Origin of the sequence: Micromonospora sp. SL4-19, from assembly GCF_047921475.1 — a bacterium.
Classification (GTDB): domain Bacteria; phylum Actinomycetota; class Actinomycetes; order Mycobacteriales; family Micromonosporaceae; genus Micromonospora.
The window spans coordinates 1-26,388 of sequence record NZ_JBLROB010000019.1; the positions used below are offsets into that span (position 1 = coordinate 1).

Consider the following 26,388-nt stretch of genomic DNA (forward strand, 5'->3'; position numbering starts at 1 on the left):
ACACGGCGCCGATGATCGTTCTCGCGTTCCATCCACTTAATCCGTCGGGGGAAGCGCGCCCCCGCCGGGATCATGATGGCCGCCATAACTTCGCCGTCACACCTGGTACAACCGCTGACATTCTCGATAGGAAACGCGTGGTGGCTTCACGCTTCCGTCTGTTCCCGGAGGGGAAGAATTGTCTCGGGTTCTCAAGCGCAGGCCTGAGCCTGGTACTCCAACATCACTTGATCTATCGGCTGGCTTGGCGGCGGATCAAGCACCGGAGTCCTTACATGGGCCACCGGGCATGCTCGGTGCCGGCAACCGCCCCGCCGCGGTCGCCGAGGGTCGCCCCGTTGCTGGGTGCGGTGATCGAGTCGGGCGCGGAGCCCTGTCATTGTGGCTACGCGCCAGGGTTGACAACCTTTGTTGTCGAGCGGACCCTAAGATGAGCTACCTGGCGAGAGGAGTCGCACCATGCGGGAGCTGACACCGGACGAGAAGCAGGAGCTGCGGCGGGAGCTGGGTGCGCTTGCTGCCGATTGGGCGCGGCGGCTGACGGCCGCCGGCGCCGATGCTCGGGCCCTAGGCGACCACGAGTCGGGGGACGCGGAGCGGATGTTGGTCGCCCACCTGGCGCGCATGGCGGCAGGCGAACAGATGCGCCGCCTGCTCGCTGACCTCGTGTCCGACAGCGCGGAGGAAGCGGTGCAGTGCGGTGCCGGGTATCCCGAGCTAGGCGCGGCGGTAGGTGCCAGCCGGCAAGCGGCACGAAAGCGTTGGCCCCACCTGCCGATCTCGAAGAAGCGTGCCGGCGATTGGAAGCAGCCGCCCGGAGGCCTCGGTTCCCAGGCCGGCGAGAGTTACCTGGGATACCCCAAGGGAGTGGTCTAGTATTCCGACCGCGCCTCCGGGAAAGGGCGGCAGGGCAATGCGCCGAGCGGCCGCCCGGAACGCACGCCGTCCACACCGGACGTGCCACCGCTGCGCCACGGCGAGCATCGGCGTGACCGGCCGGTGCGGCACTGGATCCGCCGTGGCCCCTGCCCGGCGCCGAACGGGCTCACCGCCCGCGCAGGCTGTCAGCGCTCCTCATCCTCGCCATCGTGGGGGAGGGAACACTGGGCAGGGGTGAAGAGCCGCGACAACCAAGGCGCCTAGCAGCAGCGACGTGCGAGGCTGATGATTGTGCGCACGCCCGACGACCCGTTCGTACGACGGTGGCCCACCCGCCTGGTCAGCCCTCGTGTCGGTAAGGTGCGCTGACGTCTTTGACGCCTAACGACATTGAATGGGGACTAGCAAACGCCGAATCCGGCCTGGAGTATCCGATCTGGCCGCGTAGCGCGCCCCTTCGGCCAGTCAAACGCTGTCATCGGGTGAGGCAGGCCGAAGCTTCATCCGGCAGGTGCTGGCCCCGTGGACCGGGTCCGGGCCGTGGTCGGCGGGGATGTCCAGGGCGATGGGGAAGCGGTCGACGGGCACAGGTACCACACGCGGTAGCGCCATCGCCGGTGCTCGACAGCGGTGTCCACTTCGGTCCCTGCCACCACGGTCGGTTCCAGGGCCCGACCGGCGCTTAGGCGCGGACACTCCGGCCGCCGAGTATCACAGCCGCAAGCAGGAGCACCAGTCCGACCTGCCAACTATCGTCGTCGTCCTGAGTCGCAGGATCCCAGTGCGTAGCACAAACAAGATCCCGGCCAGGGCGGCCTGGTCGTCGCGAGCCAGGCGTCCGGGGTAGCGGAACGGCGAGCACGAGTCGGGATCAGCGGCGCAGGTCCCAGAGCCCACCAACGATCACCTCTTCACGTACGGCCATCGATCTACCGACCGCCGCGAGGCAATCCACGAACAACACCCTCAACTCGGATGAAACGATCTCTTAAAGGTTGTAGGCGGACGGTACGGGGGTGGCGAAGGCGAATCGCTCCCGCAACTAAGATCCCGCGCGTGGATCAAACCGCCATCATTCCCGTCGTACCCGAGCCACCCCCGGTCTTCGTCGACCCGAGCGGGCGGCGGCGGCGGTGGCTGCGCCGCCTCGCATACGGTTTCGGCGTGCTCGGTGTCGGCTCCACGCTGGTGGTGGGGGTGAGCTTCGCGGGCGGTCCGGCGCGTCCCGAGACCATCGTGCCGTTCGTCGAATCCACCGCGAGCCCGACCTGGGAGCCGCCCCCCACCCTCTCGCCCGACCAATCGCCCAGCACCCGTGCCTCCGCCAGGCCTTCGCCCACCTCGCTGCGTACCGGCACGCCAACGGCCGGCACCGGCGCGACAACCCGTAGCTCCGCCTCGGCTAGGCCGAGTGCGACCAGGCCCTCCGCCCCGGCCACCCCCACATCGCCGAAGCCCAAGCCAGAAAAGCCGAAGCCCAAACCGCCACCCCCGACCGAGCAGGGGCCTGCCGGTGAGTAATCGCCGTGGCGTGGGGCTCGGGGCCCAGCCCCGTCACGCCCGCCGGACATACCGGCGCATCGTTCCCCGACCAAGTTGGACGGTGCTCGCGATGGTCTTCGTGGTGCTCGCAGGGCTGCTCTTCATCGAGGCGTACGCCAACGCCGCCTTCGTGCCCGATCACAAGGCCACCCACAGAGGCCAGGACAACGTGCCCACCGAGGTAAGCAACGGCGGCCCCATCCTCAACGTCGGCGCCGACGGCCGTACCCAGTCGCACCGCCTGCCGCCCCGTACCCTGGCGCTGACCTTCGACGACGGGCCGGATCCACGCTGGACGCCGGAGGTGCTCCGGGTGCTGGCCCGGCACCAGGTGAAGGGAACCTTCTTCGTCCTGGGCACCCAGGCTGTCCGGCATCCCGAGCTAGCCAGGGAGATGGTGGCGGCCGGACACGAACTCGGCGTCCACACGTTCACCCACGCCAACCTTGCCGACCTCCCCGCCTGGCGACGCCAACTGGAGTACGAGCAGACCCAGATGGCGATCACCAGCGCCACCGGGGTCCGGACCTCCCTGCTGCGCTTCCCGTACTCGTCGCGGCCAGACGCCTACACGGACGGGGACTGGCCGCTGCTGCGGCAGGCCGGTGAGCTGGGCTACCTCACGGTGGTCAACGACGTCGACAGCCAGGACTGGGCGAAACCCAGCATCGAGACGATGATCGCGAACGCCACGCCCTCGGGATACGCGGGAGCCATCGCGCTGTGGCACGACGCCGGTGGTGACCGGTCGGGTACCGTCGCCGCCCTTGACCGGTACATCCCGCTGATGAAGGCGCGCGGTTACCGCTTCACCACCGTGACCGAGGGGCTGAACCTCGCGCTGGCCGAGGCGGGCATTGCGGTGGCGGGGCACACCCCGGTCATGCCCGGCGAGCGGTGGCGTGGTGACGTGCTGGCGTTGGCGGTGCGCGGTGCCGATGCCATGTTCAGCGTCTTCGGTGTGCTTTTCGTGATCGTCGGAGTGCTCACCCTCGGACGTACCGTCCTGCTATTCGTGCTTGCCCTGCGGCACGCCCGCCGGCGCCGGCATCCCGACTGGTCGTGGGGTCCGCCGGTGACCGAACCGGTCTCGGTGGTCGTCCCGGCCTACAACGAGAAGGAGGGTATCGCCGCGGCGGTGCGGTCCCTGGCGGGCGGTGACCACCCTGGCGGAATCGAGGTCGTCGTGGTCGACGACGGATCCACCGACGGCACGGCCGACATTGCCGAGGCCCTCCGGCTGCCGAACGTACGGGTGGTGCGCAAGCCGAACGGGGGCAAGCCGAGCGCGTTGAACACCGGAGTCGCGTTGGCCCGGTTCAACCTGATTGTCATGGTGGACGGGGACACCATCTTCGAGCGCGACTCGGTCCGGCGACTGGTCCAGCCGTTCGCCGATCCTCGCGTGGGTGCCGTGGCCGGCAACGTCAAGGTGGGCAACCGCAGCAGCCTGATCGCCAAGTGGCAGCACATCGAGTACGTCATCGGATTCAACCTGGATCGCCGCCTGTACGAGACGCTGCAGTGCATGCCCACCGTCCCGGGCGCGATCGGCGCGTTCCGCCGGCAGGCGCTCAACCAGGTAGGAGGAATGACCGACGAGACGTTGGCCGAGGACACCGACATCACCATGGCGCTGGGCCGGGCCGGCTGGCACGTGGTGTACGAGGAAACGGCCCGCGCGTGGACCGAGGCGCCGACCACCCTCGGACAACTGTGGAAGCAGCGCTACCGCTGGAGCTACGGCACCATCCAGGCGATGTGGAAACACACGGCCTCGGTCTTCGACCATGGTGCCTCGGGCCAGTTCAGCCGACGCTGCCTTGCCTTCCTGGCGCTGTACGGGGTGCTGCTGCCGCTCGGCGCTCCGGTGATCGACCTGCTCGCCGTGTACGGCCTGCTCTTCCTCGACCGGACGGAAACCGTCCTGGCCTGGCTGGCGATGCTGGGCCTGCAGTTCGTCACCGCGATCACGGCGTTCCGGCTGGACCGGGAGAAGCTCGGAGTGCTCTGGGTGCTTCCGCTACAGCAGTTCGCCTACCGGCAGCTGATGTACCTGGTGCTGCTCCAGTCGGTGGTCACCGCGCTGACCGGCGGCCGACTGGGCTGGCAGAAGCTGCGCCGGACCGGGCTCGCGCCGCCGGTACAGGGCCGAGCCTAGCTGGAGCTTGTCTCTGGGTTGATGATTTCGGCGCGTCCCGGGTCAGCCGGCCGCGTCGCGGGCGAGCGCGAGGGCATACTCGGGCCACCAGACGCCGCGCTCGGGTTCGCCGGGGCGGCAGGCTCCGTCGGACTCGCCCGGGTACTTGATCCAGAGCAGCGCGTCGACCCGGTCGAGGCCGGGGGCGTCGGTGGGTTCCTCGCCGAGCGCCCGGCCCGGCGGGTTGCACCAACTCGGCGCGCCGTCCACGGTAGCGCCGCCGGCCGGGCCGTTGCCGTTGCGGCTCGTATCGATGACAAACCGCACATCGCCGCCGAGAGCGTCGGACAACCGGTGGCCGTAACGGACGTTGTCCCGCGTACGGAAGAAGTTGGCAACGTTGAGCGTGAAGCCGTCGGCGTTGCTGACACCGGCCTGGTCGAGGGCCGTGGCCAGCGACGCGGTGTCGCTGACCCACCCGGGGTGCCCGGCATCCAGGTAGACCCGCGCCGCGCCGGTGCTCTTGAGCACGGCGACCGCGTCGCGCAGCAGCAGGAGCCGCTCCTTCAGGTTGCGGACGCACCGATCCACGGCGTCCGGGACCGCACCGGGTTCGAGGACCACGATGACCGGCCTGCCCTTGATGCCGCCGGCCAGCTCCCGGATCCAGCGCTGGTACTCCTGGCCGGTCTTGGCTCCCCCGGAGCTATGCCGCCCGCAGTCGCGATCCGGCACGTTGTGAATGACCAGGACCGGTGTCTGGCCCGCGATCGCCGCCTGAGTCAGGTAGGCCTCAACCTCCTCGCGAACCGGGGCATCGCCGCCGATCAACCACTTCGCGCTCGGGCGGGTGCTGATACGCCGTAGTGTCTCAGCCTCGGCGGCCCGGCCGGCACGCCCCCATCGGTCGACCTCCTGGGCGGCCTCGCTGTCCGGATCCACGTAGAAGACCGGCGGCGGCGGGGGTGGCGAGAACGGCGCGGAGTTGGCGGTGCCACGTTCCGGAGCGCCACCGCCGCAGCTCGCCAGCAACGCGGTCAGTACGACCCCGGCCGGCACAAGGGCCCAGCGGCGTCGCCCGGGGAGGTAGACGGTGCGAACCACGGCGGTCAGGCTACCGGTGCCCGCCGAGCCGACCCGGGGGTGTGCTGAAGTCGGTGCCTGGGCTTGAGCCGACTTGAGGATCTTCGCGTGTCGGAGATCGAGAATGGGTGAGGTCGCCGGTAGATGGTTCAGCGACCGAGCAGAACCGGCCTTGGAACCCGGCCACAGTCCCTGGGCGGCGCCGCTGGATGCTCAGCGGCTCGCGTCGGGCGAGGATGCCGCCACGGTCACCGCCGGACAGCTGCGCCAATTCGTGCAGCGACCCATCACCGCCGGACAGTGGCGCACCGGTAACCTCGACATCCTCATCGTCGCCGACGCCGACTACGACACGCCCGACTGGCCTACTGCTGCGCGAACTGCCGGTGCAGGTGCTGGGCCGGATGCGCTCCGATCGAGTCCTGGACAGCCGCGCTGCCCCGTCCCGACATGGGCGTGACATGGCTCGGTCCTGCCCAAGAGGTCGGACCGCTATCAAATCCGGGGCGGTTCACGTGCACACCTGCAAGGAACTTGAGCCGGCGTTGACACGGGGTGGGTCAACGGTCTGCTTCGAGAGCCCGGATGGGCACCCAGCCTTCCCGACCACTACTGGACCGGCACCATTGCCAACCGCTGACGAGGTCTTCGGCCACGACTTCGAGCACTTCACCGGCCTTGGTGGGTAGTTCGGCCGTGTCATAAGCCGTGGTCACGATGGCTCGCCCGGACGACTGGGAAAGGTGCCGTGCCGGTACCCAGCCGGTGCCGTGAGGTGCGGTCACGAACACGAACTCCGGCCACTCGGTGTCCCGGTCGCCGACCTGCACCTCCTCCCCGGCTGCCAACTGAAGGGAGCTCGGTCCGGAATCTCATGCGCGATCCGCGCTACCACTCGCCTCACAACCACCACCATGCCCGCGACCTGTGACAGTTTGCCGCGCAGCGTGAGCCAGAACTCGATCTGAGGATGTGAACGCGACCGATTCGCCGAGATCGGCGGCCAGTGCGCTGCCGTCTTCCTCCCGTACGGCTGATCGGCGCCGTCATCGAACGCGCCGTCCAACAGGCCCGTCGGCACCAACGAGACCGCCGAAGGCGCCATCGTCGGGCATCCAGCCTCCGCAGGTCGAGCCACCGGGGAAGTCGCCATTGTGTGCGGACCGGAGGACTTCGCCGCCTTCGCCGAAGGTCAGATGCTCGTCGCGAAGGCCGCCGTCCCTGCATGGACGCCGCTGTTCGCGCGCGCCTCCGCATTGGTCACGGACGGCGCAGTGACGCTCGCGGTGTGGGCGGACGGGCTGGAGGGGGTGAGCCCGGCCTGGCAGCGACAGCCCGGAGTCTTCCGGGCTGTCGCTGTTCTCGCCAGTCATGCATCTCGCGGCTGGGGGCCGATCACAGGGTGACGACGGCGTCCTCGGCGAGGGTGAACAGGCCGGCGCTGAAGGTGATCGTCTTCAGCTTGGTGCCCTTCGGCACGTCGAAGTAGACGCTGGCCTTCACCGCATTGCCCGGATTGATCTCGTCGAGGAAGCCCTTGGCGTCCTCGTTGCCGTAAATTCCGGCCGTCCCGTCGGGGCTGAACTCCCGGCCGCTGCCGTCCTGCGCGGTGAGGACGCTGTCGGCGTGGAAGGTATGCGCCTTCTTGGTCACGTTCTTCGCGGTGACGCTGACCCGGCAGAAGGTGCCCTGCGCCTTGGTGTTGAGGAAGCTGGTGCCGACCTTGGAGATGCCGCACTTGACGCTGTTGACGGTGTACTCAAAGTCTCCGCCGCGGACCTTGTCCCCGATGCCGGAGGTCTTCGGCTCGGCCGGCACCGGCGGGGTGGTCTTCACCGGAGCGGGAGCGGTCGTGGCGGCGGCGGTCGTGGCGGCGGCGGTGGTGGCAGGCGCCGGCGCGGCAGAGGCCGTCGTCGGCGCGGCCACCGCCGGGGGTTCACTCGCCGACACGCTCGCCGGCTTCGGGTCGCCGAAGATCGCGCCCGCGGCGCCGATCCCACAGCACAGCAGCACCAGGGCGCCGACGCCGATGGCCGTCGGCACGAGCCACGCTGGGCGCTTGCGCGGCGGGGCGATCGCCGGGAACTGGGCGGTGGGCGGAGGCCCGTACGGCGCCGGTCCACCGGTAGGCGCGCCAGGGTGCTGCTGGTTCTGGCTCGGATCGCCAGGCATAGTCATGTTTCTATCCCTACAGGTTCAAGACGCGGCGCCCCCGCCGCGTTAAGCCCGGTAGACGGTATCGGCGGCGCCCTAAAGGGGCACCCGCGAGTCCGCTATATGACTCCGCACTACTGTGCGAAAAGTTCGGCCGAACTGTTGCCCGCCGGCAACCGTTAAGCTGATCATGAAACCCTCGTTGCCGCGGGTCACGCCCGTCCTGCCGCGACCGTTCACGCACCGGCGGCAGCATCGGTGGTGGTCGGGTAAATCGTGTGGGACCTCGTCCTGGTGGTGGACGCGATTCCCGCAGGGGAGGAGACCTCCCTGGTGCGGCGGCGACGGGAGTTACTCGGCGGCGAGGGTGCCAACCAGTGCGGTCGGCCTGGCCCAGCTCGGCGTGCCGGTTGGACTGCTCGGGGTTCGGCGACGACGAGGTCGGCGACCGGCTGCTGGCCCAAGCCCGCGCCGACGGCAACGACATCTCCACCGCCGTCCGCCCTGGCGGGGCGCCCAGCGCGCTGATCGTGGACGTGGCGGACCGGCGCGCGCTGGCGCCACCTGGAGGACATCCCGGCGCCGACGATGCTCACCGAGGCGGACGTCGCCGGCGCGGCCGAGGCGCTGCGCGCCGCCCGGATCGTGGTGGTGCAGTTGCAGCATCCCCCGGCGACGACTCTGGCGGGGGCGCGGTGCATGCGGGCCGCCGGGCGGCGGGTCGTGCTCGACGGCGTACCCGAGAGACACGTGGCGGACGAGCTGGTCGCGGACGCGGACGCGGACGTGCTGCGCGCCGACGCGAAGGAGACCCGGTTGCCGGCCGGCACGACCGTGGACGATTTGGCGACCGCGCTGGGGGTCGGCCGGGACCTGCTGCGGCGTGGGCCGTCGCTGGTCGCGCTCGCGGTCGGCCGGCGACCACGGCAACGCGTTCGTCTGGGCGGACGGGCAGGACATCGTCCCGTTGGGCCGTACGACCGTGGTGGACACCGCGGGGGCCGGGACGCGTTTATCGCGGTGCTCACCGCCGGGCTGCTGCCCGGCGAGGCGCCGGAGACGCTGGCCCAGCGCACGGTCGCCGCGGCCAGTGCCACGGTCGGGCACCCCGGTGGCCGGCGCTGAGCGAGCGGGCGATCGCCGAGCAGTTGGCTCGGATCGGCGCCTGACAGCCCCCGCCCCAGCACACGTCGCCACCTGATGCCGCCGGGGACGCGGAAATGTTGATCGCCGAGTCTAAACTGCCGCTCGTGGCGTGGTGGCGTAATCGCGAAGACAATGTCCCTCGGGTGCTGCGGGTCGGCGACGGCGGGTTCCGTGATATCGGGTCGGCGGTCCGGGCCGCTCGCGACGGCGACGTCATCGAAATCATTGGCGGCACGTACATCGAACAGGTCGAGATCGACAAGATGATCGAGCTGCGCCCGGTCGAGGGCACCGGTGCGGTCGGCCTAGCGCACAATGACGGCCCCCTGACGCTGCGGGCCCATGCCACCGTTCGCGGCCTCATCGTCGCGGTCGGCGACGACGGATCCGGCGACGCCCTGGTGATCGAGGGTGCCGGCGTTGCGCCACTCGTCGAGGGCTGCCTGGTGAGCACCAACTCCGGTGCGGCGATCGCGGTGACCGGCGGTGCTGCCCCGACAATCCGTGACTGCCGGGTGGAGGGCTCGGAGGACGGGCTGCGGGTCAAGGGGGCGGCCGGCCGGTACGAGCGGTGCGAGTTCATCGAGCCGACGTCGTACGGCGTGATCGCCAGCGGGGGCGCGACCCCGACCCTGGTCGGGTGCCGCATCGTACAGCCGGAGGACGACGGGGTCTGGGCGGCAGACCGGGGCACGGTGCTCACCGTCCAGGACTGTGTGATCGAGGAAGCGTCCCTCGACGCCGTCAGCGCCACCGACGGCGGCCGGGTCGTACTGGTCGGCACCACCCTGCGCGACGCGGAGCTTAACGCGGTCAGGGTGCGCGACCGGGCATCGAGCGCCGAGCTGACCGGCTGCACGATCTCCGGACGCAACATCGCCGGCGTGACGGTCCAGTCGCACGGGACGGCGACGATCGCCGACTGCCGGATCTCCGGGGTCGACTCGGGCGTCGACGTCTCGGGTCGGGATGCAACCGCCACGGTCATCCGCACCAGGATTCAGGACGCCGCCCACGCCGCGGTGACGGTCATGGACCGGGGGCAGGTGACGATCACCGACAGCAGCGTGCACGGCGGCTCCGCCAGCCTGCGGGCGGACGACGGCGGGACGCTGGTCGCGGAGAACGTCATGATGGACAGTGGCGAGTGGGGGATCGAGGTACTAGGCGGTGAGGGACGGTTCACCCGCTGCCGGGTGACCGGGGCCGCCGAGACGGGCGTGTTCGTCGGCGGTGGCCGGGTCGTCCTCGACCACTGCGAGGCCAGCGATGGGCGGAACGCGGGCTTCCACCTCGGCGACGGCGACGCCTTCCTGACCGGATGCGTGGCGCACGACAACCGGGGGCGGGGCTTCGAGCTGTACACGAGGGCGAAGCTGACCGCGTGCGCCTCGTACGCCAACGGCGAGGAGGACGAGGTCGGCGTGCAGCCGGGCGCACCGGTCCCCGACGACGTGGCCGCGCCGTCCGAATCGCCACAGGGGCCGGTCGCGGAGGTCGTGGCGGGGTTCGAGAACGTCGTCAACGAGGTACGGCGGCTCGTCGAGGAAGCCGAAGGCGGCACTCTGGCCGACCCGAAGGATCGGGCGGCAGCCGAAGGGATCCTCACCGACCTGGCGGCTCGTGTCGACGCGTTGCGGGAGCTAGCCAAGACGGTTCCCGCCGGCAGCCCCCTGTCCGATCCCAACGACCGGGCGACCGCGAAAGCGCTGGCCGGCGACATCAAGGAGCGCCTGGGCGCGTTGGAGCCGCTGCTCGAGGGACGGGCGGGGAGCACTCCCCCCGACGTCGGCGAGCCGGCCACCGTCGAGCAGTTGCTCGCCGCACTCGATGCGCTCGTCGGGTTGGCCGAGGTCAAGGCCGAGGTGCGTACCCTCATCGACATCATCGTCGTCGGGCAGCGCCGCGCCGCGGCCGGCCTGCGCACGCCACCGATGAGCCGCCACCTCGTCTTTACCGGCAACCCGGGCACCGGCAAGACCACCGTGGCCCGGCTGTACGGGCGGATCCTGGCCGCGCTGGGGCTGCTCAGCCGGGGACACCTGGTGGAAGTGGCCCGGGTCGATCTGGTGGCCGAACACGTCGGCGGCACCGCCGTGCGGACGAAGCAGGCGTTCGACCGGGCTCGCGACGGGGTGCTCTTCATCGACGAGGCGTACGCGCTGTCCCCGGTTGATCCCGGGCGGGACTTCGGCCGGGAGGCCATCGACACGCTGGTGAAGCTGATGGAGGACCACCGCGACGAGGTGGTGGTCATTGTCGCCGGATACACCGGCGAGATGGCGCGGTTCAACGCGGCCAACCCGGGCCTCGAGTCGCGCTTCGGCCGCACCATCCAGTTCCCGGACTACAGCCCTGAGGAACTGGTGCGCATCACCGAGTTGCAGGCGCGCGCGCACGACTACACCTTGACCGACGCGACCCGGGCCGAGCTGCTGGCCTACTACGCGCAGCTGGAGCGGGGCGTGGGCTTCGGCAACGGCCGCACGGCCCGCCGTACCTTCGAGACAATGGTGGCCGAGCAGGCGAACCGACTCGCCCGCGGCAGCGGCGACACCGCCGAGGAGTTGACCACCCTGCGGCCGGAGGACCTGCCCGACGAATGGACCGCCCGCGGGATCCTGGCGCGATAGTCCGGTATCCACTAACGCTCACCGGATTCCCCGGTTGGGTTGTGGATCCTCGCCCTTTGGCGAGCGACTCCCCCAAGATGGTGGGGCGAGCCTCCGTGGGCCCGGATCCACTTCGCCGCCTGGGGTGGGCGGCGGGGGCCACGCCGGGACCACCCAGGTAGATTTCGGCTGGCGCGACAGTGCGTGACCACCCCCCCAGCACGGCTGCGCAGGATGAAAATGGCTCCAGGATCGGGACAGTCCGACAGAGAGCGAAGTGGTGCCCTCAGATGAAGGGGTCCTGGCGCCCAAGCGCCAGGACCCCCGTTCCGGTCTTCTCTTCTACTTCGTCACGACGAACGTGTAGGTGCCTGACCCGACCTCGTACACGATCGCGTCGTCCTGCGGGCCCACGAGCCTTACGCCCGGTGTGTTGGCGGCGACGAGGGGCCTGCCGGACCCGGTCTCCTTGACCGCCCCTGTGCTGGCAGCGGGGACGTGGACGCGGGCGGTCGTGTTCGCGGGGATCGTGACCCTCATGGTGAGGGTGGTGTTGTCGTCGATCCACTCCGACTTGATCAGCCCGCGCACGGTGTCGACGCTGGCCGACACCCTGTCCACGCCGTACTCGTGGCCCGGCATCGGCCGGATACTGATCGTGCGGTAGCCGGCCTCGGCGGGCTTGATGCCGGCGAGCTCCTCGTAGAACCACTGGCCGATCGAGCCCTGGAACTGGTGGTTCCGGGTGCGGGTGCTTGACTCCCAGTACTCACCGACGCCGGTGTAGCCCAAGCCGACGTGATAACCGTAGGACGGGTACGTCGTCTGCTGTGCCACCTTGAACAGGGCCTCCTTGGCGTACGGCACGCCCTCGTGAGCGGCATCGCTCAACACCGGCCAGATCCAGCGGATTCCGACGAAGCCCACCATCGCGTGCCCGGTCCGGGTAACGGCCACGTCGTAGGCCAGCTTTTCCTGCAGCGACCGCTTGTACTGGTCCGGCACCAGACCGAAGCCGATGGCCCACGCCTGGAATCCCTGACGGAACTCCTGAGTCGGGGTCTCGGCGTAGAAGCCGCGGCTCGCGTGCCACCAGCGTGCGTTGAAGGCCGCCTTGATGTTCTCGAACAGCTTCTCGTACTTCTTCGCGTCGTCGAGGTACTTCGAGTCGCCGCTGTCCTTGTAAAGAAGGCGAGCCGCCTCAGCCGTCTTGGTGGCCAGGTAGGCGGTGAACGCCGTAGACGAGGCCGCCTGGAAGCCACCCACGTTGAGATTCGTGCCCTCAGCCGCGTTGCCCTCCGCACCGGTCACGAAGGCCCAGTCGCCCAGGCCCGAGTTCAGCGTCCAGTCATTCGAGCCATCCCAGACGAACCAGCCGCCCGGGCCCTCGTCGTACGGCTTGCCGCCCTGGATGTTGACATCCATGTACTTAGTCATGGCGTTGTACGCCGTCTTGATCGGCTCGAGGTCGTCATACCGGAGGTAACCCTCAGCTGGGACCACCTGCAGGAAGGCATCCCAGATCGGCGTCGCGCCGCCACCACTGGACTTGAAGACGGCGAGGGAGGGCGAGCTGCCACACGGCACATAGACGTTTGGCGTCGAAGGGCTCGATGGCGAGCAGTAGCCGTACCCCTCGGAACCCGGAATCAGCAGGCCCACCTGGCCGTTGGCGAGCTGGCTGTCGACGGCGTCCCGAGCAGACTTCCGCATGGACCGCTGGATATCGAAGATGTTCGCGACCGTCGGCAGGATGATCTGAGCGTCACCAGTCCAGCCGTCCTTCTCGTAGGTCGGCGTGTCCATCGAGTAGCCAGCCACCCAGTCGCCGGCGACGGAACCTCGCACATTGGCGTAGATCTGGTTCAGCAGCGGAACAGAGGACTCGAATGTCCCGATCTCAGGCAGATTGGTTCGGATCTCCTGCACCGAGTCAACGTCGACCTTCACGTTGTCCGGCAGCGCCGTCCCGTTGGAGCCGTCGATTTGCACCCACTGGAAACCGGCGAAGTTCCAGTTCGGCGCGTAGACCTCCGGGTGCTCCTTGGTGCCCGTGCCGTCCGAGACGTAGTACTCCTGCTGCAGGTTGCCTGCCAGCTGCAGCGCGCCGTCCTGTCCAGTACCCGGGACGTCCGGGTCGTCCTTGGTCGTGTCGTCGTTGCGACGCTCGACGTAGACGATGCGGATGACCTGGCCCTTCTCGGCGCCCCAGACCTTGATCGTCGCCCAACCGGTGCGCTGACGCTCGGTGTCGAACGCGTAGACGCCCGGCGAAGGCTTCCAGCTCCGGAACGGACCTGGGTGGGACTTCACCATCTCGGTGCGCTCCTGCTGCATCGCGACAACCTGGCCCTGCGGGCCATTGACCACACGGGCGTCGGCCCAGTCGGAGTCGTTGACCGTCGCGGTGTTCCACCCCTGGATCTGCTTGCGGGCGTCGTACGTCTCACCGTTGTCGAAGTCGTTGTACCGAGTGGGACCGTTGATGCTGGTCTTCCACGAGTCGTCGCTCTTCACCAGCTGCTCGGTGCCGTCCGCGTACGTGACGTACAGGTCAGCGCGCAGCGTTTCGAGGTTGCGCCACTGCGCGTTCTCGAACCGGTGGTTGCTCGGCACCGACTCCGAGTCATACCGCCCCGCGCCCAGCTCCGCCGCAAGGACGTTCTTCTTCGGTGCGGTGGCGTCCTGTTTGATGAGTTCGGTCACGTCGTCAGTGGTGTACTGAACAGTGTCTTTGTAGTCGGTGAAGCCCGGGTTGAGGTGACCGTTCGGGTCGGCCTTTTCCCCGTTGAGGCTCGCCTCACCCCAGCCCAGGCCGGTGGAGTACAGCCGCGCCTTCACGACCTTGCCGTGCTGGGATGCGGGCGCGACGTCGAAGCTCTGCCGGAGCAGGAACGTCGGACGGATGGGCTTGCACTGACCCGCATTCGGTGAGTTGCCGACGGGCCGGCAGATGTCCGCGTCCCCCGGCTTCCGGACCGCCGTTCCGACCGGCCGGTCGGCTATGAGCGCGGGGTTGATGTCGATGCCGGTTCCCGGCTTCACGAGGGTGCCACCCAGCGCCACCGCACGGTTGAGAGCCGTCGCGGTGCCGACGCCGGAGCCAAGCCCGCGGGCCGGTGTGTTGTTCGGGTAGCCCGAGGTGAGCGCGGCGTCGAAGGTGATCCCCGTGCCGGTCGCGCCTGCCGTACCGACGGCGGTGACCGTCCGGATCGACGCGTTCGCATCGCTGCCGATGATCATCTTCTGGCCGACGGCGAAGCCGCCGGTGTTGTTCACCTTGATGTTGGTGTCACCCGCGGCCGCCGGGGCCGAGAGCGTGCGGCTTGCCTGCGCGGCCGTGCCCACCTCGGTGACTGTCACGGTGCTGCCGTCGACCACGACCTGGTCGTTTACGGCGAGCCCGTTGACGCTGGCGAGGTACAGCCGCGAATCGCCGGCAGGCGCCGGTGCTGCGAGGGTCGTGCTGGTCGACGCCGTACCGATGCTCGTCATGGTGACGGTCTGCGTGGAATCTCCGAGTCCGACCGTCACCTGGTCACCGGTGGTGGCGCCGGCAATGCTGCTGACCTTGATGTTCGTGGCGCCGGCGGGCGCCGCGACGGTGAGTGTGCTGTTCGGCAGGCAGCAGGCGTCGTCGGCCGTTCCCTCCTGTGTGGTGGGTGACGCGACAGGACGTTGCGGTCCGGCGATCCAGGAGCCCCTCCACTCGCTGGGGTCCAGGTAGGCGGTCTCGAACCACGCAGCGGGTGCCCACTTCGTCACGCCGGGAACCCACGCCCGCACGCTCCAGTAGTAGCGGGTGCGGGACTTGAGCCCCGGCCCGTTGTACTCCAAGACCATGGCGTCGGACTCGACCTCACCTGAGTCCCACACGTCGCCCACACCGGCCGCTGCTTTGGCGGCTGTGCTCGCGACAACTACGCGGTACTGCTTCTGCCTCACAGCCCGCTCGTCGGACTTGATCACCCAGGAGAACTCAGGCGTCGCATCGTCGATTCCCAACGGCGTCGGATCGGCGTTGGTCTCCAGCCTGCCGGCCTCCGCAGTCTTGATCGCGGCGTCCGCGCGGAGAGGTGGTATGGACATCGATGCGGCGAGCGTGACGACCGCCAAGGGGACGATGGACTTGGCCAACCGGAGGGGCCGCTTTACGGGCGGAGGGGCCATGTCTTCTGGAGGCAAGGCGATTCCAATCTGTTAGGGGCATGTTGCCGGCCGGAGTCACTGAAACGCTTCAATAGACTGTTGTGCGGCTCGTCACACTGTCAAGGGGTTGGCCGTAATCGGCCAACTCCCTGACCTCGGCCTTCTTGTCCGGTTATCGGCCGTAGTTGCCGGGTATGAGCCTTTAACGTTTCAGTCAGCAGTGCCGCTGAACCGGCCGTCTACGGTGCCGACCAAAGCCATACGGGCGCAGCGCGGAGCGGCATGCATTTCCACGACTTTCGCCACACCCACAAGGCCTGGCTCATCGAAGGCGGCATCCCCGAATTCGCCCAAGCCCGCCGCCTCGGACACCGCCTCGCCGGGGTGCGGGGCATCTACAGCCACGTCACCGTACCTTGTACTTCGGCAGGTTCTTCTGCATGAACGGGTCCAGCAGCGCGGAAAGGTGCTGCTCGCCCCGGTGCACTAGACGAGTAGTTCCGATGTCAGGGGTCGATGTCTGGGCATGAAGAGAGGGCATCCAAGATCATGTTGTGACGCAAGACCTGGACACCCTCTTGACCGCACTCTACGTGAAAATCGATGACACCATCCGGACGCCCCGGTGGCGGGGCAGGCCACCGCTGCTCACCGACTCCGAGCTGGTCTGCCTGGCCGTGGCGCAGGTTCTGCTCGGTGCCCGCTCGGAGGCGCACTGGATCCGCTACGCCCGCATCCACCTGCCCGGCATGTTCCCGTACCTGCCGCAGCGTCCGGGCTACAACAAGCGGCTACCCGCGGCGCTGCCGCTGATCAAGAAGGCGATTCGGGATCTGGCCCGCGACAGTGACTTCTGGTTCGACAACCACTGGATCGTCGACTCCACCCCGATCCCGTGCGGCATGTCCCGCCCGACGGTCCAACGCTCGGACCTTGCCGGCTGGGCCGGCTACGGCTACTGCGCCTCACACTCCCGGTTCTTCTGGGGACTGCGGCTGTACCTGGTGTGCACCCCGACCGGGATGCCGATCCTGTGGGCCCTGGCCAACCCGAAGATCGGCGAGCGGGAGGTCCTGGCCGCGATGCTGCAGGTGGAGGCCGGCGTGCTCGCCGAGCACGACGGGATCCTGCTGATCTCCGACAAGGGCTTCGCTTCCAGGCCCTTCGAACGGGAACTGGCCGAGCAGGGCATCGAACTGCTCCGCCCATCCCGGAAGAAGGAAAAGACCCGCTACGGCGAGCCGATGCTCAAGAAGGTCCGCCAGCTCATCGAGTCGGTCAACGACACCCTCAAGGGCCAACTCGACCTGGAAGAACACGGCGGACGAACCTTCACCGGCGTCGCCGTCCGTGTCGCTCAGCGTCTGCTCGCCATGGCCGCCGCGATCTGGCACAACAACAAGACCGGCGCACCCATCACCCGATCACTGATCGCCTACGACCACTGATCGAGTTCGGAACTACTCGTCTAGTCATCCCGTGCTTCAACGAGGCCGGTTATCTCACCCCCCAGGATCGGGGAGCCTGTGGGCCCCGTCGGGTGCGCTGAACGGCGTTGAACGGCATCCAACAGCGCGCAACGGCGTTCAACTGTACCCGCGCCTACCTGCGGCTCCGCCCGTCGACGCGCAAGTGACGAGTGCCCTGATGGCGGGTGGCCGGATTCGGTCAACCTTGGGCCGCTCCGTTGACCCATGAAGGTGACGCCGGTCATAGTGTTGGACAAGCATGGGATGAAACGTTCCAACTCGTCACGCCCGTGCCGGACCGGCGGGCCCGCGCGAGGACGGCCGGAGCGTTCATCCGGCTGAGTTTGCGATCACTGACAAGCCGTCCGCCGAAACTCGCGGCACATAGAAGGAGAGTTGATGTGAAGCTGAGATTTTCCATCGCGCTGCTGTCAGCGTCGTCCCTGATTCTGCTGAACCAGGGGGCGGCGCCGGGCGCTGCACAAGCGGCCGCCGAGCGGAGCGGGACTAATGACGCGTTCGTTACCCGGATGGAGGCGCTTTACGACAACATCGAGCCCGAGTATCGGCCCGGCGTTCGGTGGTGGCTGGCCGAGGGCTTGAACACCGACGAGACGCTCCAAAAGAACGTCAAGGAGATCGCAGACTCGGGTTTCGGCGCGGCCGAGTTCCTGGCCATGCCAGAGCCTGGCGCCCCCGACAACGTGTACGGGTGGGGTTCAGACGAGTGGACCCATGACTCCCGTATGGTCATCCAGGAGGCGATCGACCGTGGTCTCGGTTTCTCCCTGACCAGTGGTGCTCACTGGGCGACCGCCAACCTACCCGACACCTACACCTGGCAGGGCGCGAAGTACAGCCCTGACAACAAGGCGGCTTCGAAGGAGCTCGACTACTCCACGGTGCTCCTCGCCCCGAACGAGTCGTTCAACAGCAACCTGCCCCGCTCGGTACTGCCGAGCCAGTCGGCCAATGCTCAGGAGCTCGTCTTCCAGGGCGTCGTTGCCGCCAAGATCACGGCGCCGCGCACGAACAGCGGACAATCCAACGGCTTCCGTGAAGGAAGCGGTACCGGGACGCTGGACTTCGCCTCGCTGGTCGACCTCACCGATCGTGTCGTGAAGAGCGGTGACAACTACTCGCTCGACTGGACCGCGCCCGGCGACGGGCGGTACGGCCTGTTCACCTACTGGATGCACGGCACCGGGCAGACGGCCGACCCGTCGGTCAGCAAGAACTATGCCATCAACTATGTCGACAGCTACGGCGCTCAAGCAGTCAAGGACTACTGGGACTCGGAGGTCCTGACCCCCGAGCTGAGAGACCTCATCAAGCGCAGTGGCCGCGGCGAGATGTACATGGACTCCCTGGAGATCGCCAGCTACGCCGCGGGCGGATTGCTGTGGGGATACGACTTCCAAAAGGAGTTCAAGCAGCGGCGCGGCTACGACGTCAGGCCGTACCTGCCGCTCCTCACCTGGGACAAGGTGCGCCACGACTCCAACCGGAACCCGGTGTATGACTACGCGGTGGCAAACGCGGCGGATCAGGCGGCCCTCAAGAAGATCCGTTTCGACCTGGCCCAGACGTTCTCCGAGATGTATGAGCAGAACGTCCTGAAGCCGCTCCAGGAGTGGCTGCACGGGCTGAACATGAAGCTGCGCGCCGAGCCCTCGTACGGGTTCACCTACGAGATCTCCACGCCCGGGAAGTACCTCGACGGCATTGAGACGGAGACCTTCGCGCATAACGGCGACCTCGACGTGTACCGCGGAATGGTCGGTTCGGCGCACATGTACGGCCGGCCGTTCTCCAGTGAGACCGGCGCCATCGGCGGCCGGAACTACTACAACAACATGGACTACTGGACCCAGCTGTCCTACCTGCAGTTCGCGGGCGGCGTGAACCGGGTCGTCTTCCACGGCTACTCCGGAATCGAGGGCTCGGAAGCGGACACGTACTGGCCGGGTCACGAGGGCATGTACACCACCTTCTCCGACCGGTTCAACCACCGGCAGCCCGCCGCAGCTCAGTACCCCGCGTGGACGGAGATGCTCGGCCGCAACCAGAAGGTGCTGCGCCAGGGCCAGCCGCAACGGGACATCGCGATTCTGCGTACGGACAACTCCTTCATCTCGTACGGCCAGCCGAGCACGAACACGCCGGCGGAGAACAGCTACTTCATGAACGACAAGCCGTACTTCTGGAAGGACCTGTCCCTGCAGCACGCGGGCTACACGTACGACTACTTCTCGCCGCAGCTCCTCGAGGACGAGGGCAACGTGAAGTGGACCGGCGATGCCCTGCAGCCGGACGGCCCCTCCTACCAGGCGGTCGTGCTGTACCAGGAGGCCCTGGAACTGGGCAGCGCGAAGAAGCTCCTGCAGATCGCCAAGGCCGGCCTGCCTGTCCTGTTCGTCAACAACACCTCTGAGATCCAGTTCCACCTTGAGCCGGACATCCAGCACGGACAGGCGGCCTCGAAGAGCCGATCCCTGGGCGTCACTGACGCCGAGCTCCAGGCCGTCGTCGCGCAGATCAAGGCTCTGCCGAACGTGCGCACCATCGACAAGCAGGCGGACGCCCTGTCGACCCTGCACGGCATGGGGGTGAGCCCGCGGGTGGCGTACGACAAGCCGAACGACAAGATCATGACGATCTCCAGGCTCGACAAGAAGGAGAACGTCCTCTACACCTTCGCGTACTCGTTCAAGTTCGAGAAGGACAAGGGCGCCGCTCCCTACACGTTCGACCTGTCGATGGACGCGCCGGGCAAGCCGTACACGATCGACGACTGGACCGGCGGTGTCAATGCGGTCGGGGCTTACCAGGTCCGTGACGGGCACACCAACGTCCGGCTCACCCTCAAGCCGGGCGAGGCGCAGATCATCGCCCTCGACCTGAACGACGCCGGCAAGGGGGTACACGCGGTATCCACGACCGCGGACAAGGCTCTCCAGGACAATGGGAACATCTCGATCCTGGCGACCGGCTCCGGCGAATACTCCACCACGTTGAGCAACGGTCGGACTGTCCGCACCGAGGCCAGCGTGCCGAACCAGATCCCGCTCGACCGGTGGGACATCACCGTGGAGGACTGGGACGAGGGCGAGCGGGTCGTCAACACCGAGGAGAAGTTCGGACACGTGACCAGGGAGACCTACTACACCACGAAGAAGACCCCCTTGCAGTTCCCGAACAGCCAGCTGATGCCGTGGAAGTCCCTCCCCGCCACCGCCGAGCAGTTGTCCAAGCTCTCGGGAAGCGCGCCATCGATGGCGCACGTGTCGGGAATCGGGACCTACAAGACCACGTTCGAGCTGCCCCGCAACTGGAACGCCAAGAACGGCGCGTACCTGCGCATCGGTTCCACCAACGGCGGTGAGACGCGCGTGGTCGTCAACGGCAAGGAGGCTCCCGGGCTCGACCTGAGGGCGCTGCAGGTCGACATCACCGATCTGCTCAGGAAGGACAGGGAGAACACGATCGAGGTCACCGTGGCGACCACCCTGACCAACCGGCTGCTCCAGCGTGGCTACCGCACCCGTGGGCCTGCCCAGGACTACGGGATGACCGGCGACGTACGGATCGTGCCGTACACGATCGCCAATGTGTCGCACGGCTAAAGGTGACGAGGGGAGACTCACACCTCACCGCGCGTTGCCTCGGTAACGCGGAGAGGACGCCGGCCAGGAAGGGGGAGTGCGTCCCTCGCTAGGCGTCACCTGCAACGGTGGCCGCGTCGATGCGAATGCATCGACGCGGCCACCCTCACGCTCGCTCCTCTGATGGCAGGTGGCAAGGCCAGCGCAGAGTTCCTGGTCGGGAGGTCCACCAGGCGGGCTGGGTGACTGTCGCTTCGTACCCGCCCGATTGTCATCGACGGCCAACCGGAAGAGCTGATGCGGTGGCGCGACGTCGACCAGCCTCACGAGAAGGGGCTGCGCCTCCTCGGCGAAACTCGGTCAGATCGGCGGAGCTAGTTCCGGCTCCCGGCCGTGGGCGCGGCACGGGCCCGCCGGGATGACCGCGAATAGCACGGGGGCGGTCCCGGCGCAGGCAGCCGGGGCGGCAGCACCAGCAGCGGTGGAGGATGAGGCCGAGACAGAGCAGCCCGGCCACTCGTGCTCGGGGCGGGCGTGGCCACCCGTCGCATCGAACTCACAATGCGAGGGCTCCGCCAATCGTGCCTGGTGTCCTGAGGTGTCGGATGCCAGGGCCTGTAACACCTCGGCCCGGCCGATCAGCTCCGGGGGTTTTGGCTGGAGCGGCGGACGACGAGTTCCGGTTGGAACACCACGTGTCGGTGCTGGTGTTTCTTGCCGGCGTCGGCCTCTTCGAGCAGCAGTTGGGCGGCTGCCCGCCCCAGTTGTTCGCGCGGCTGGCGCACCGATGACAGCGGAACAGCGGCAGCGCCGGCGAACTCGATGTCGTCATATCCGACGATCGCCACGTCATCCGGTACGCGCAGCCCACGAGCGGTCACCTCCTGAAGCACACCGAGCGCAATCAGATCGTTAGCGCAGAAGACAGCGCTGGGACGCTGCCGGGCAGGCAGGGTCAACAACTCTTCGGCGGCCCGTCGGCCGGCGGCTACCGTCAGGTTGGTCGTCTTCGCGATACGCAGCTCGCCGCCGGTGTCGTGCTCGGCCAGTGCCGCCGCGGCGCCGGCGTGCCGGTCCGCCACCTGCGAGATGGAGAAGGGACCACCGAGGTACGCAACGTGGCGGTGGCCCTGGTCCAACAGGTGCTCCATGGCGAGCCGGCCGCCCAGCACGTCATCGACCGCCACGGAGCAGCGGCTGGCCCGACCAGATCCCCGGTCAACGAGCACGACCGGAATGCCCCGGTCGTGCAGGCGATCGAGGTCAGGTTGCCGGTCATGGCTGACCGGTGTGATGAGCACTCCGCGTACCCGCTGCTCCTCCAGCAGCTCAAGGTGCCGCCGTTCCCGCGCGTCGTCCTCGCCGCTGTTGCAGACCACGAGCATTGCCCCGGCCTCCTCGACGACCTGCTCGGCGCCGCGGACCACGTCGGTGAAGAAGGGGTTGGCCACGTCGAGGACGACGATGGCGATGGTGCGGCTCTGGCCTGCGCGCAGTTGCCGGGCGGAGTCGTTGCGGACGTAGCCGAGTTCGGCGATGGCGTCGAGGACTCGCTGACGGGTGGCGGGTGCGACCGCGTTAGGCCGGTTCAGCACATTGCTGACCGTGCCGAGAGACACGCCGGCGTGCGCCGCCACCTCCTTGATGCTTGCCGCTGCCATGGCTCCCCCGACGATGTGAACTTCCGACGTTACCGCCCGCGACGGGCAGGAGTAGCCGGCCAGCTGGTGGTGGGCAGTAGTCTATAGCGCCCTAAAACGTTTCATCTACCCCCGGGTCTTGCGGGCTTCGCTCTACCTGCCCCATAGGCGGCGATCCCCCTGTGTCGGCAGCGATTTCTCCGAAACCGACGAGAAATCTCCCGGAAACTATTGACGCTCGTTCGCGGCGAACTCTACCGTCCTTGCACAACGGATGAAACGATTCAGGAGGGGGTCGGATGAGCCCCGGTGCATCGGACGGCGCTCCGCTGCTGGTACTGGACGGCGTGACGAAGTCCTTCGGGGCGGTCGCCGCGCTGCGTGGGGTGCACCTGGCGCTGCACCCCGGTGAGGCCCACGCCTTGGTGGGAGAGAACGGGGCCGGCAAGTCGACCCTGGTGAAGATTCTGGCGGGAGCTCACGCGCCGGACGCGGGCCGGATGACCCTGGACGGCCGAGCGGTGGAGTTGCGTAGCCCCGCCGAGGCCCGGGCCGCCGGCATCGCGGTGATCTATCAGGAGCCGACCCTGTTCCCGGATCTGTCGGTCGCGGAGAACATCTTCATGGGCCGGCAGCCGCTGCGCGGCGTGCGCCGCATCGACACCCGGGCGATGAACCGGGATGCTGAACGACTGTTCGCGCGCCTTGGCGTGCGGATCGACCCCGCCCGCCCCGCGCGCGGGCTTTCCATCGCCGACCAGCAGCTCGTCGAGATCGCCAAGGCGATCTCCCTCGATGCCCGGGTCCTGGTGATGGACGAGCCCACTGCGGCGCTCTCCGGCGTCGAGGTGGAGCGGCTGTTCGGGGTCGCCCGGTCGCTGTGCGAGCGCGGCGCGGCGGTGCTGTTCATCTCGCACCGCTTCGACGAGGTCTTCGACCTGTGCCAGCGGATCACCGTGGTACGCGACGGGGCGTGGGTGTCCAGCGACCGGGCCGCTGACCTCAGCGTCGACGAGGTGGTGCGGCGCATGGTCGGTCGTGAGGTCTCGTCGCTGTATCCGAAGCAGGACGCCCGGATGCGCGACACGCTGCTGGAGGTTCGCGGGCTCAGCCGGGCCGGTGTCTTCTCCGACGTGTCCTTCACCGTGCGCGGCGGCGAGATCGTCGCCCTGGCCGGGCTGGTGGGCGCCGGGCGCAGCGAGGTGGCCCGTGCCATCTTCGGCGTCGACCGTTACGACGCCGGCGAGGTACGCGTTGCCGGACGGATCCTGCCGCCGGGCCGCCCTCGCAAGGCGATCGCCGCCGGCATGGCCCTGGTGCCCGAAGACCGCCGCCAGCAGGGCCTGGTCATGGAGCTGTCGGTGGAGCGCAACGCCACCCTCGCGCGCCGCCGGGCGCTGAGCCGGCTGGGGCTGCTCCTCGGCGGCGCCGAACGGGCCGAGGCCCGCCGGTGGACCCGCCGGCTGCAGGTCAAGGCTGCCCGGCTCGCCGCACCGGTGGCCACCCTGTCCGGCGGCAACCAGCAGAAGGTCGTCCTCGCCAAGTGGCTCGCCACGGAACCTCGGATCCTGATCATCGACGAGCCCACCCGGGGCATTGACGTCGGCACCAAGGCAGAGGTCCACCGGCTGCTGTCCGAGTTGGCCGGCGAAGGGCTGGGCATCCTCATGATCAGCAGCGAGCTGCCCGAGGTGCTCGGCATGGCCGACCGGGTCCTGGTCATGCACGAGGGGCGCCTGGTGCGGGAGTTGCCCCGGGCCGAGGCAGACGAGACGTCCGTGATGTTCGCCGCCACCGGTCAAGGAGCGACCGCATGAGCCTCACCGACACCGGCGCGCCTACCCGGGCCGCCGAGAACCCGCCGCCCGGGCCCGGCCGGCCTCGCCGTGGCCTGATCGAGCGGCTGCTCGCTGTCCGCGAGCTGAGCCTGCTGATCGCGCTCGGCGCGCTGATCCTGGTCACCACGCTGCGCAACGACCGGTTCCTCAGCGGGCAGAGCATCAAGGACCTGCTGCTCGGCTGCGCCATCCTGGTCATCCTCGCAGTCGGCCAGACCCTGGTCATCGTCACCCGCAACGTCGACCTGTCCATCGGGTCGATCCTCGGCCTGGTCGCCTTCGCCACCGGCGAACTCTTCCTCGCCGCACCCGGCACCCCCTGGCCGGTCGCGCTCCTGATCGGCGTCGGGCTCGGCGCGGTCTGCGGGGTGGTCAACGGTGGCCTGATCGCGGTGGCCAAGGTTCCCGCTCTGGTCATCACCCTCGGCACCCTGTACGCCTTCCGCGGCGTCGACTACTACTGGGCCGCCGGACGGCAGATCAACGCCGCCGACATGCCCCGCTCGTTCCTGCGCCTGGGCAACCAGACCGTGCTCGGCGTACCCGTGCTCTTCCTGGTCGCGCTGGTCGTGGTGGCCGCCGTCGGCTTCTACCTGCGCTCCTACCGCAGCGGCCGGGAGCTGTACGCGATCGGCTCCGAGCCGGTCGCCGCCCGGTTGTCCGGCATCCCGGTCGGCCGGCGCGTCTTCGCCGTCTTCGTCGCCAACGGCGCGCTCGCCGGGCTCGCCGGGGTGCTCTACGCCGCCCGCTTCGGCACCCTCGACGCGGCCGCGGGCAGCGGCCTGGAACTGCAGGTCGTCGCCGCTGCGGTCGTCGGCGGGGTAGCGATCTTCGGCGGCAGCGGCAGCGCGTACGGCGCGGCGCTCGGCGCCGTCCTGCTCACCACGATCGGCAGCTCGCTGGCCGTCCTGCGCATCGACCCGTTCTGGCAGCAGGCCGTGGTCGGCGCGCTCATCCTCGCCGCCATCGGCCTGGACCGGCTCCTGGCCCTCCGGATGGCGGCCCGGCTTCGAGGGAGAAGTTCCCATGGCGCATGACAGCCTGTACGCCGCACCGCCGTCCGGCGCGGGCGCCGAGACCGAGCGGGAGGCCGGCGGCTTTGCGCGGCTGCGCGGCGCCATCGGCTCCTGGGACGCAGCCATCGTGGCCACCCTGGTGGTGGCCGTGCTGCTGGCCAGCCTGTCGGTACAGAACTTCGCCACCGGCCGCAACATGCAGTTCCTGCTGCTCGACCTGGTGCCGCTGGCGCTGCTCGCGCTGCCCATGACGCTGATCGTCATCACCGGCGAGATCGACCTCTCGGTGGCCAGCATGGTCGGGCTGTGCAGCACCCTGATGGGGAAGATGTGGCTGTCCAGCGCCCTGTCGCTGGAGCTGATCTGCGTGCTGGTGGTGCTGCTGGGCGGCGTGCTCGGCGCGGTCAACGGCGTCTTCATCCCCGGGTTCGGTCTTCCGTCGCTGGCCGTGACCATCGGCACCCTCGCCCTGTACCGGGGACTGTCGTTCGTCGTGCTCGGCGACCAGGCGGTGGCCGACTTCCCAGCCAGCTGGACGGCCGCCGCAGCGCAGAACCTCCCCGGCACCTCGATCCCCGCCGCGGTCGTCCCGGTGGTGCTGCTGGCGGTGGTCTTCGGCGTCGTCCTGCACGCCACGCCGGTCGGGCGGGCGCTGTACGCCATGGGCAACAACGACCAGGCCGCCACCTTCGCCGGGGTGTCGGTGGCCCGGACCAAGTTCTGGCTGTTCGTCGTCTCCGGGGCTGTCAGCGGGCTGGTCGGCATCTTCTGGACCCTGCGTTACGCCAGCGCCCGCGGGGACAACGCCACTGGCCTGGAGCTGACCGTGGTGACCGCCGTGCTGCTCGGCGGCGTGTCCATCTTCGGCGGCCGCGGCGGCCTGCTCGGCGTCGTGGGCGGCGTGCTCCTGCTCGGCGTGCTGCGCAACGCGCTGCAACTGGCCGACGTGGACGCCAACGCGCTGACCATCGTCACCGGAGGCCTGCTGATCGTCTCCGTGGTACTGCCCAACGCCGTCGCGGACGTCCGCGCCCGGCTGCACCGCCGACGGCAACGCGCGCAGCTCAGCGCGTCGTGACCGTCACCGCTTCCCCCACCACCCTCGAAAGGATGTC

The 26,388-nt window shown here is 68.6% G+C and carries 16 protein-coding genes and 2 pseudogenes; 11 read left to right on the forward strand and 7 right to left on the reverse strand.

What is annotated here, in order from left to right:
- The first annotated feature begins 459 nt into the window (after positions 1 to 459).
- Positions 460 to 876 carry a hypothetical protein gene (locus ACNAVT_RS21140; protein WP_416298763.1) on the forward strand — a complete coding sequence of 139 codons (417 nt, stop codon included), beginning with the start codon at positions 460 to 462 and terminating at the stop codon, positions 874 to 876.
- A 741-nt stretch (positions 877 to 1,617) separates the two neighbouring features.
- Here the strand turns inward: ACNAVT_RS21140 and ACNAVT_RS21145 are convergent.
- Positions 1,618 to 1,728: pseudogene (locus ACNAVT_RS21145) on the reverse strand (IS5/IS1182 family transposase); the annotation flags it as partial.
- 212 nt (positions 1,729 to 1,940) lie between these two features.
- Positions 1,941 to 2,360 (reverse strand): hypothetical protein, encoded by a 420-nt coding sequence (locus ACNAVT_RS21150; RefSeq protein WP_416298764.1) that lies wholly within the window; start codon positions 2,358 to 2,360, stop codon positions 1,941 to 1,943.
- 131 nt (positions 2,361 to 2,491) lie between these two features.
- Between ACNAVT_RS21150 and ACNAVT_RS21155 the strand changes: the two genes are divergently transcribed.
- Positions 2,492 to 4,582: a bifunctional polysaccharide deacetylase/glycosyltransferase family 2 protein gene (locus tag ACNAVT_RS21155; RefSeq protein WP_416298766.1), complete on the forward strand. Its 2,091-nt coding sequence runs from the start codon at positions 2,492 to 2,494 to the stop codon at positions 4,580 to 4,582.
- A gap of 42 nt (positions 4,583 to 4,624) precedes the next feature.
- On the opposite strand, the gene ACNAVT_RS21160 is transcribed toward ACNAVT_RS21155, so the two are convergent.
- Positions 4,625 to 5,665 (reverse strand): glycoside hydrolase family 6 protein, encoded by a 1,041-nt coding sequence (locus ACNAVT_RS21160; protein ID WP_416298767.1) that lies wholly within the window; start codon positions 5,663 to 5,665, stop codon positions 4,625 to 4,627.
- 148 nt (positions 5,666 to 5,813) lie between these two features.
- Here ACNAVT_RS21160 and ACNAVT_RS21165 point away from each other — a divergent pair.
- Positions 5,814 to 6,093 (forward strand): annotated as a pseudogene (locus ACNAVT_RS21165) (transposase); the annotation flags it as partial.
- 111 nt (positions 6,094 to 6,204) lie between these two features.
- Here ACNAVT_RS21165 and ACNAVT_RS21170 read toward each other — a convergent pair.
- Both ACNAVT_RS21170 and ACNAVT_RS21175 read right to left on the reverse strand, forming a co-directional pair.
- Positions 6,205 to 6,474: an SH3 domain-containing protein gene (locus ACNAVT_RS21170; protein ID WP_416298769.1), complete on the reverse strand. Its 270-nt coding sequence runs from the start codon at positions 6,472 to 6,474 to the stop codon at positions 6,205 to 6,207.
- 565 nt (positions 6,475 to 7,039) lie between these two features.
- Positions 7,040 to 7,822: a DUF4352 domain-containing protein gene (locus ACNAVT_RS21175; protein WP_416298770.1), complete on the reverse strand. Its 783-nt coding sequence runs from the start codon at positions 7,820 to 7,822 to the stop codon at positions 7,040 to 7,042.
- Positions 7,823 to 8,386: 564 nt separating this feature from the next.
- Here ACNAVT_RS21175 and ACNAVT_RS21180 point away from each other — a divergent pair.
- Both ACNAVT_RS21180 and ACNAVT_RS21185 read left to right on the forward strand, forming a co-directional pair.
- The gene (locus ACNAVT_RS21180; protein WP_416298771.1) at positions 8,387 to 8,923 is read left to right on the forward strand and encodes a hypothetical protein; all 537 of its coding nucleotides are present in this window, start codon (positions 8,387 to 8,389) and stop codon (positions 8,921 to 8,923) included.
- A 164-nt stretch (positions 8,924 to 9,087) separates the two neighbouring features.
- A complete protein-coding gene (locus ACNAVT_RS21185; protein WP_416298773.1) occupies positions 9,088 to 11,577 on the forward strand; it encodes a right-handed parallel beta-helix repeat-containing protein in 2,490 nt (829 codons plus the stop codon).
- A gap of 321 nt (positions 11,578 to 11,898) precedes the next feature.
- On the opposite strand, the gene ACNAVT_RS21190 is transcribed toward ACNAVT_RS21185, so the two are convergent.
- Positions 11,899 to 15,693: a family 78 glycoside hydrolase catalytic domain gene (locus ACNAVT_RS21190; protein WP_416298774.1), complete on the reverse strand. Its 3,795-nt coding sequence runs from the start codon at positions 15,691 to 15,693 to the stop codon at positions 11,899 to 11,901.
- Positions 15,694 to 15,987: 294 nt separating this feature from the next.
- Here ACNAVT_RS21190 and ACNAVT_RS21195 point away from each other — a divergent pair, with 294 nt between their 5' ends.
- The 3 genes from ACNAVT_RS21195 (at position 15,988) to ACNAVT_RS21205 (ending at position 20,800) form a co-directional block, all read left to right on the forward strand.
- Positions 15,988 to 16,149 carry a hypothetical protein gene (locus tag ACNAVT_RS21195; protein ID WP_416298776.1) on the forward strand — a complete coding sequence of 54 codons (162 nt, stop codon included), beginning with the start codon at positions 15,988 to 15,990 and terminating at the stop codon, positions 16,147 to 16,149.
- 110 nt (positions 16,150 to 16,259) lie between these two features.
- Positions 16,260 to 17,153, forward strand: coding sequence for an IS982 family transposase (locus tag ACNAVT_RS21200; RefSeq protein ID WP_416298777.1), 894 nt, complete (start codon positions 16,260 to 16,262; stop codon positions 17,151 to 17,153).
- Positions 17,154 to 17,704: 551 nt separating this feature from the next.
- Positions 17,705 to 20,800 carry a glycosyl hydrolase gene (locus tag ACNAVT_RS21205; RefSeq protein ID WP_416298778.1) on the forward strand — a complete coding sequence of 1,032 codons (3,096 nt, stop codon included), beginning with the start codon at positions 17,705 to 17,707 and terminating at the stop codon, positions 20,798 to 20,800.
- A gap of 617 nt (positions 20,801 to 21,417) precedes the next feature.
- On the opposite strand, the gene ACNAVT_RS21210 is transcribed toward ACNAVT_RS21205, so the two are convergent.
- Positions 21,418 to 22,440 (reverse strand): LacI family DNA-binding transcriptional regulator, encoded by a 1,023-nt coding sequence (locus ACNAVT_RS21210; RefSeq protein WP_416298780.1) that lies wholly within the window; start codon positions 22,438 to 22,440, stop codon positions 21,418 to 21,420.
- 278 nt (positions 22,441 to 22,718) lie between these two features.
- On the opposite strand from ACNAVT_RS21210, the gene ACNAVT_RS21215 reads away from it, so the two are divergent.
- From ACNAVT_RS21215 to ACNAVT_RS21225, 3 genes are read left to right on the forward strand one after another with little or no spacing between them, the layout of a single operon-like run.
- The gene (locus ACNAVT_RS21215) at positions 22,719 to 24,236 is read left to right on the forward strand and encodes a sugar ABC transporter ATP-binding protein (RefSeq protein ID WP_416298782.1); all 1,518 of its coding nucleotides are present in this window, start codon (positions 22,719 to 22,721) and stop codon (positions 24,234 to 24,236) included.
- Complete coding sequence (locus ACNAVT_RS21220) at positions 24,233 to 25,294, forward strand: ABC transporter permease (protein WP_416298784.1); 1,062 nt, start codon at positions 24,233 to 24,235, stop codon at positions 25,292 to 25,294. Before ACNAVT_RS21215 ends, ACNAVT_RS21220 begins: the two co-directional genes overlap by 4 nt.
- Complete coding sequence (locus tag ACNAVT_RS21225; protein ID WP_416298786.1) at positions 25,284 to 26,351, forward strand: ABC transporter permease; 1,068 nt, start codon at positions 25,284 to 25,286, stop codon at positions 26,349 to 26,351. The genes ACNAVT_RS21220 and ACNAVT_RS21225 overlap by 11 nt, the downstream gene beginning before the upstream one ends.
- Positions 26,352 to 26,388: the final 37 nt, after the last annotated feature.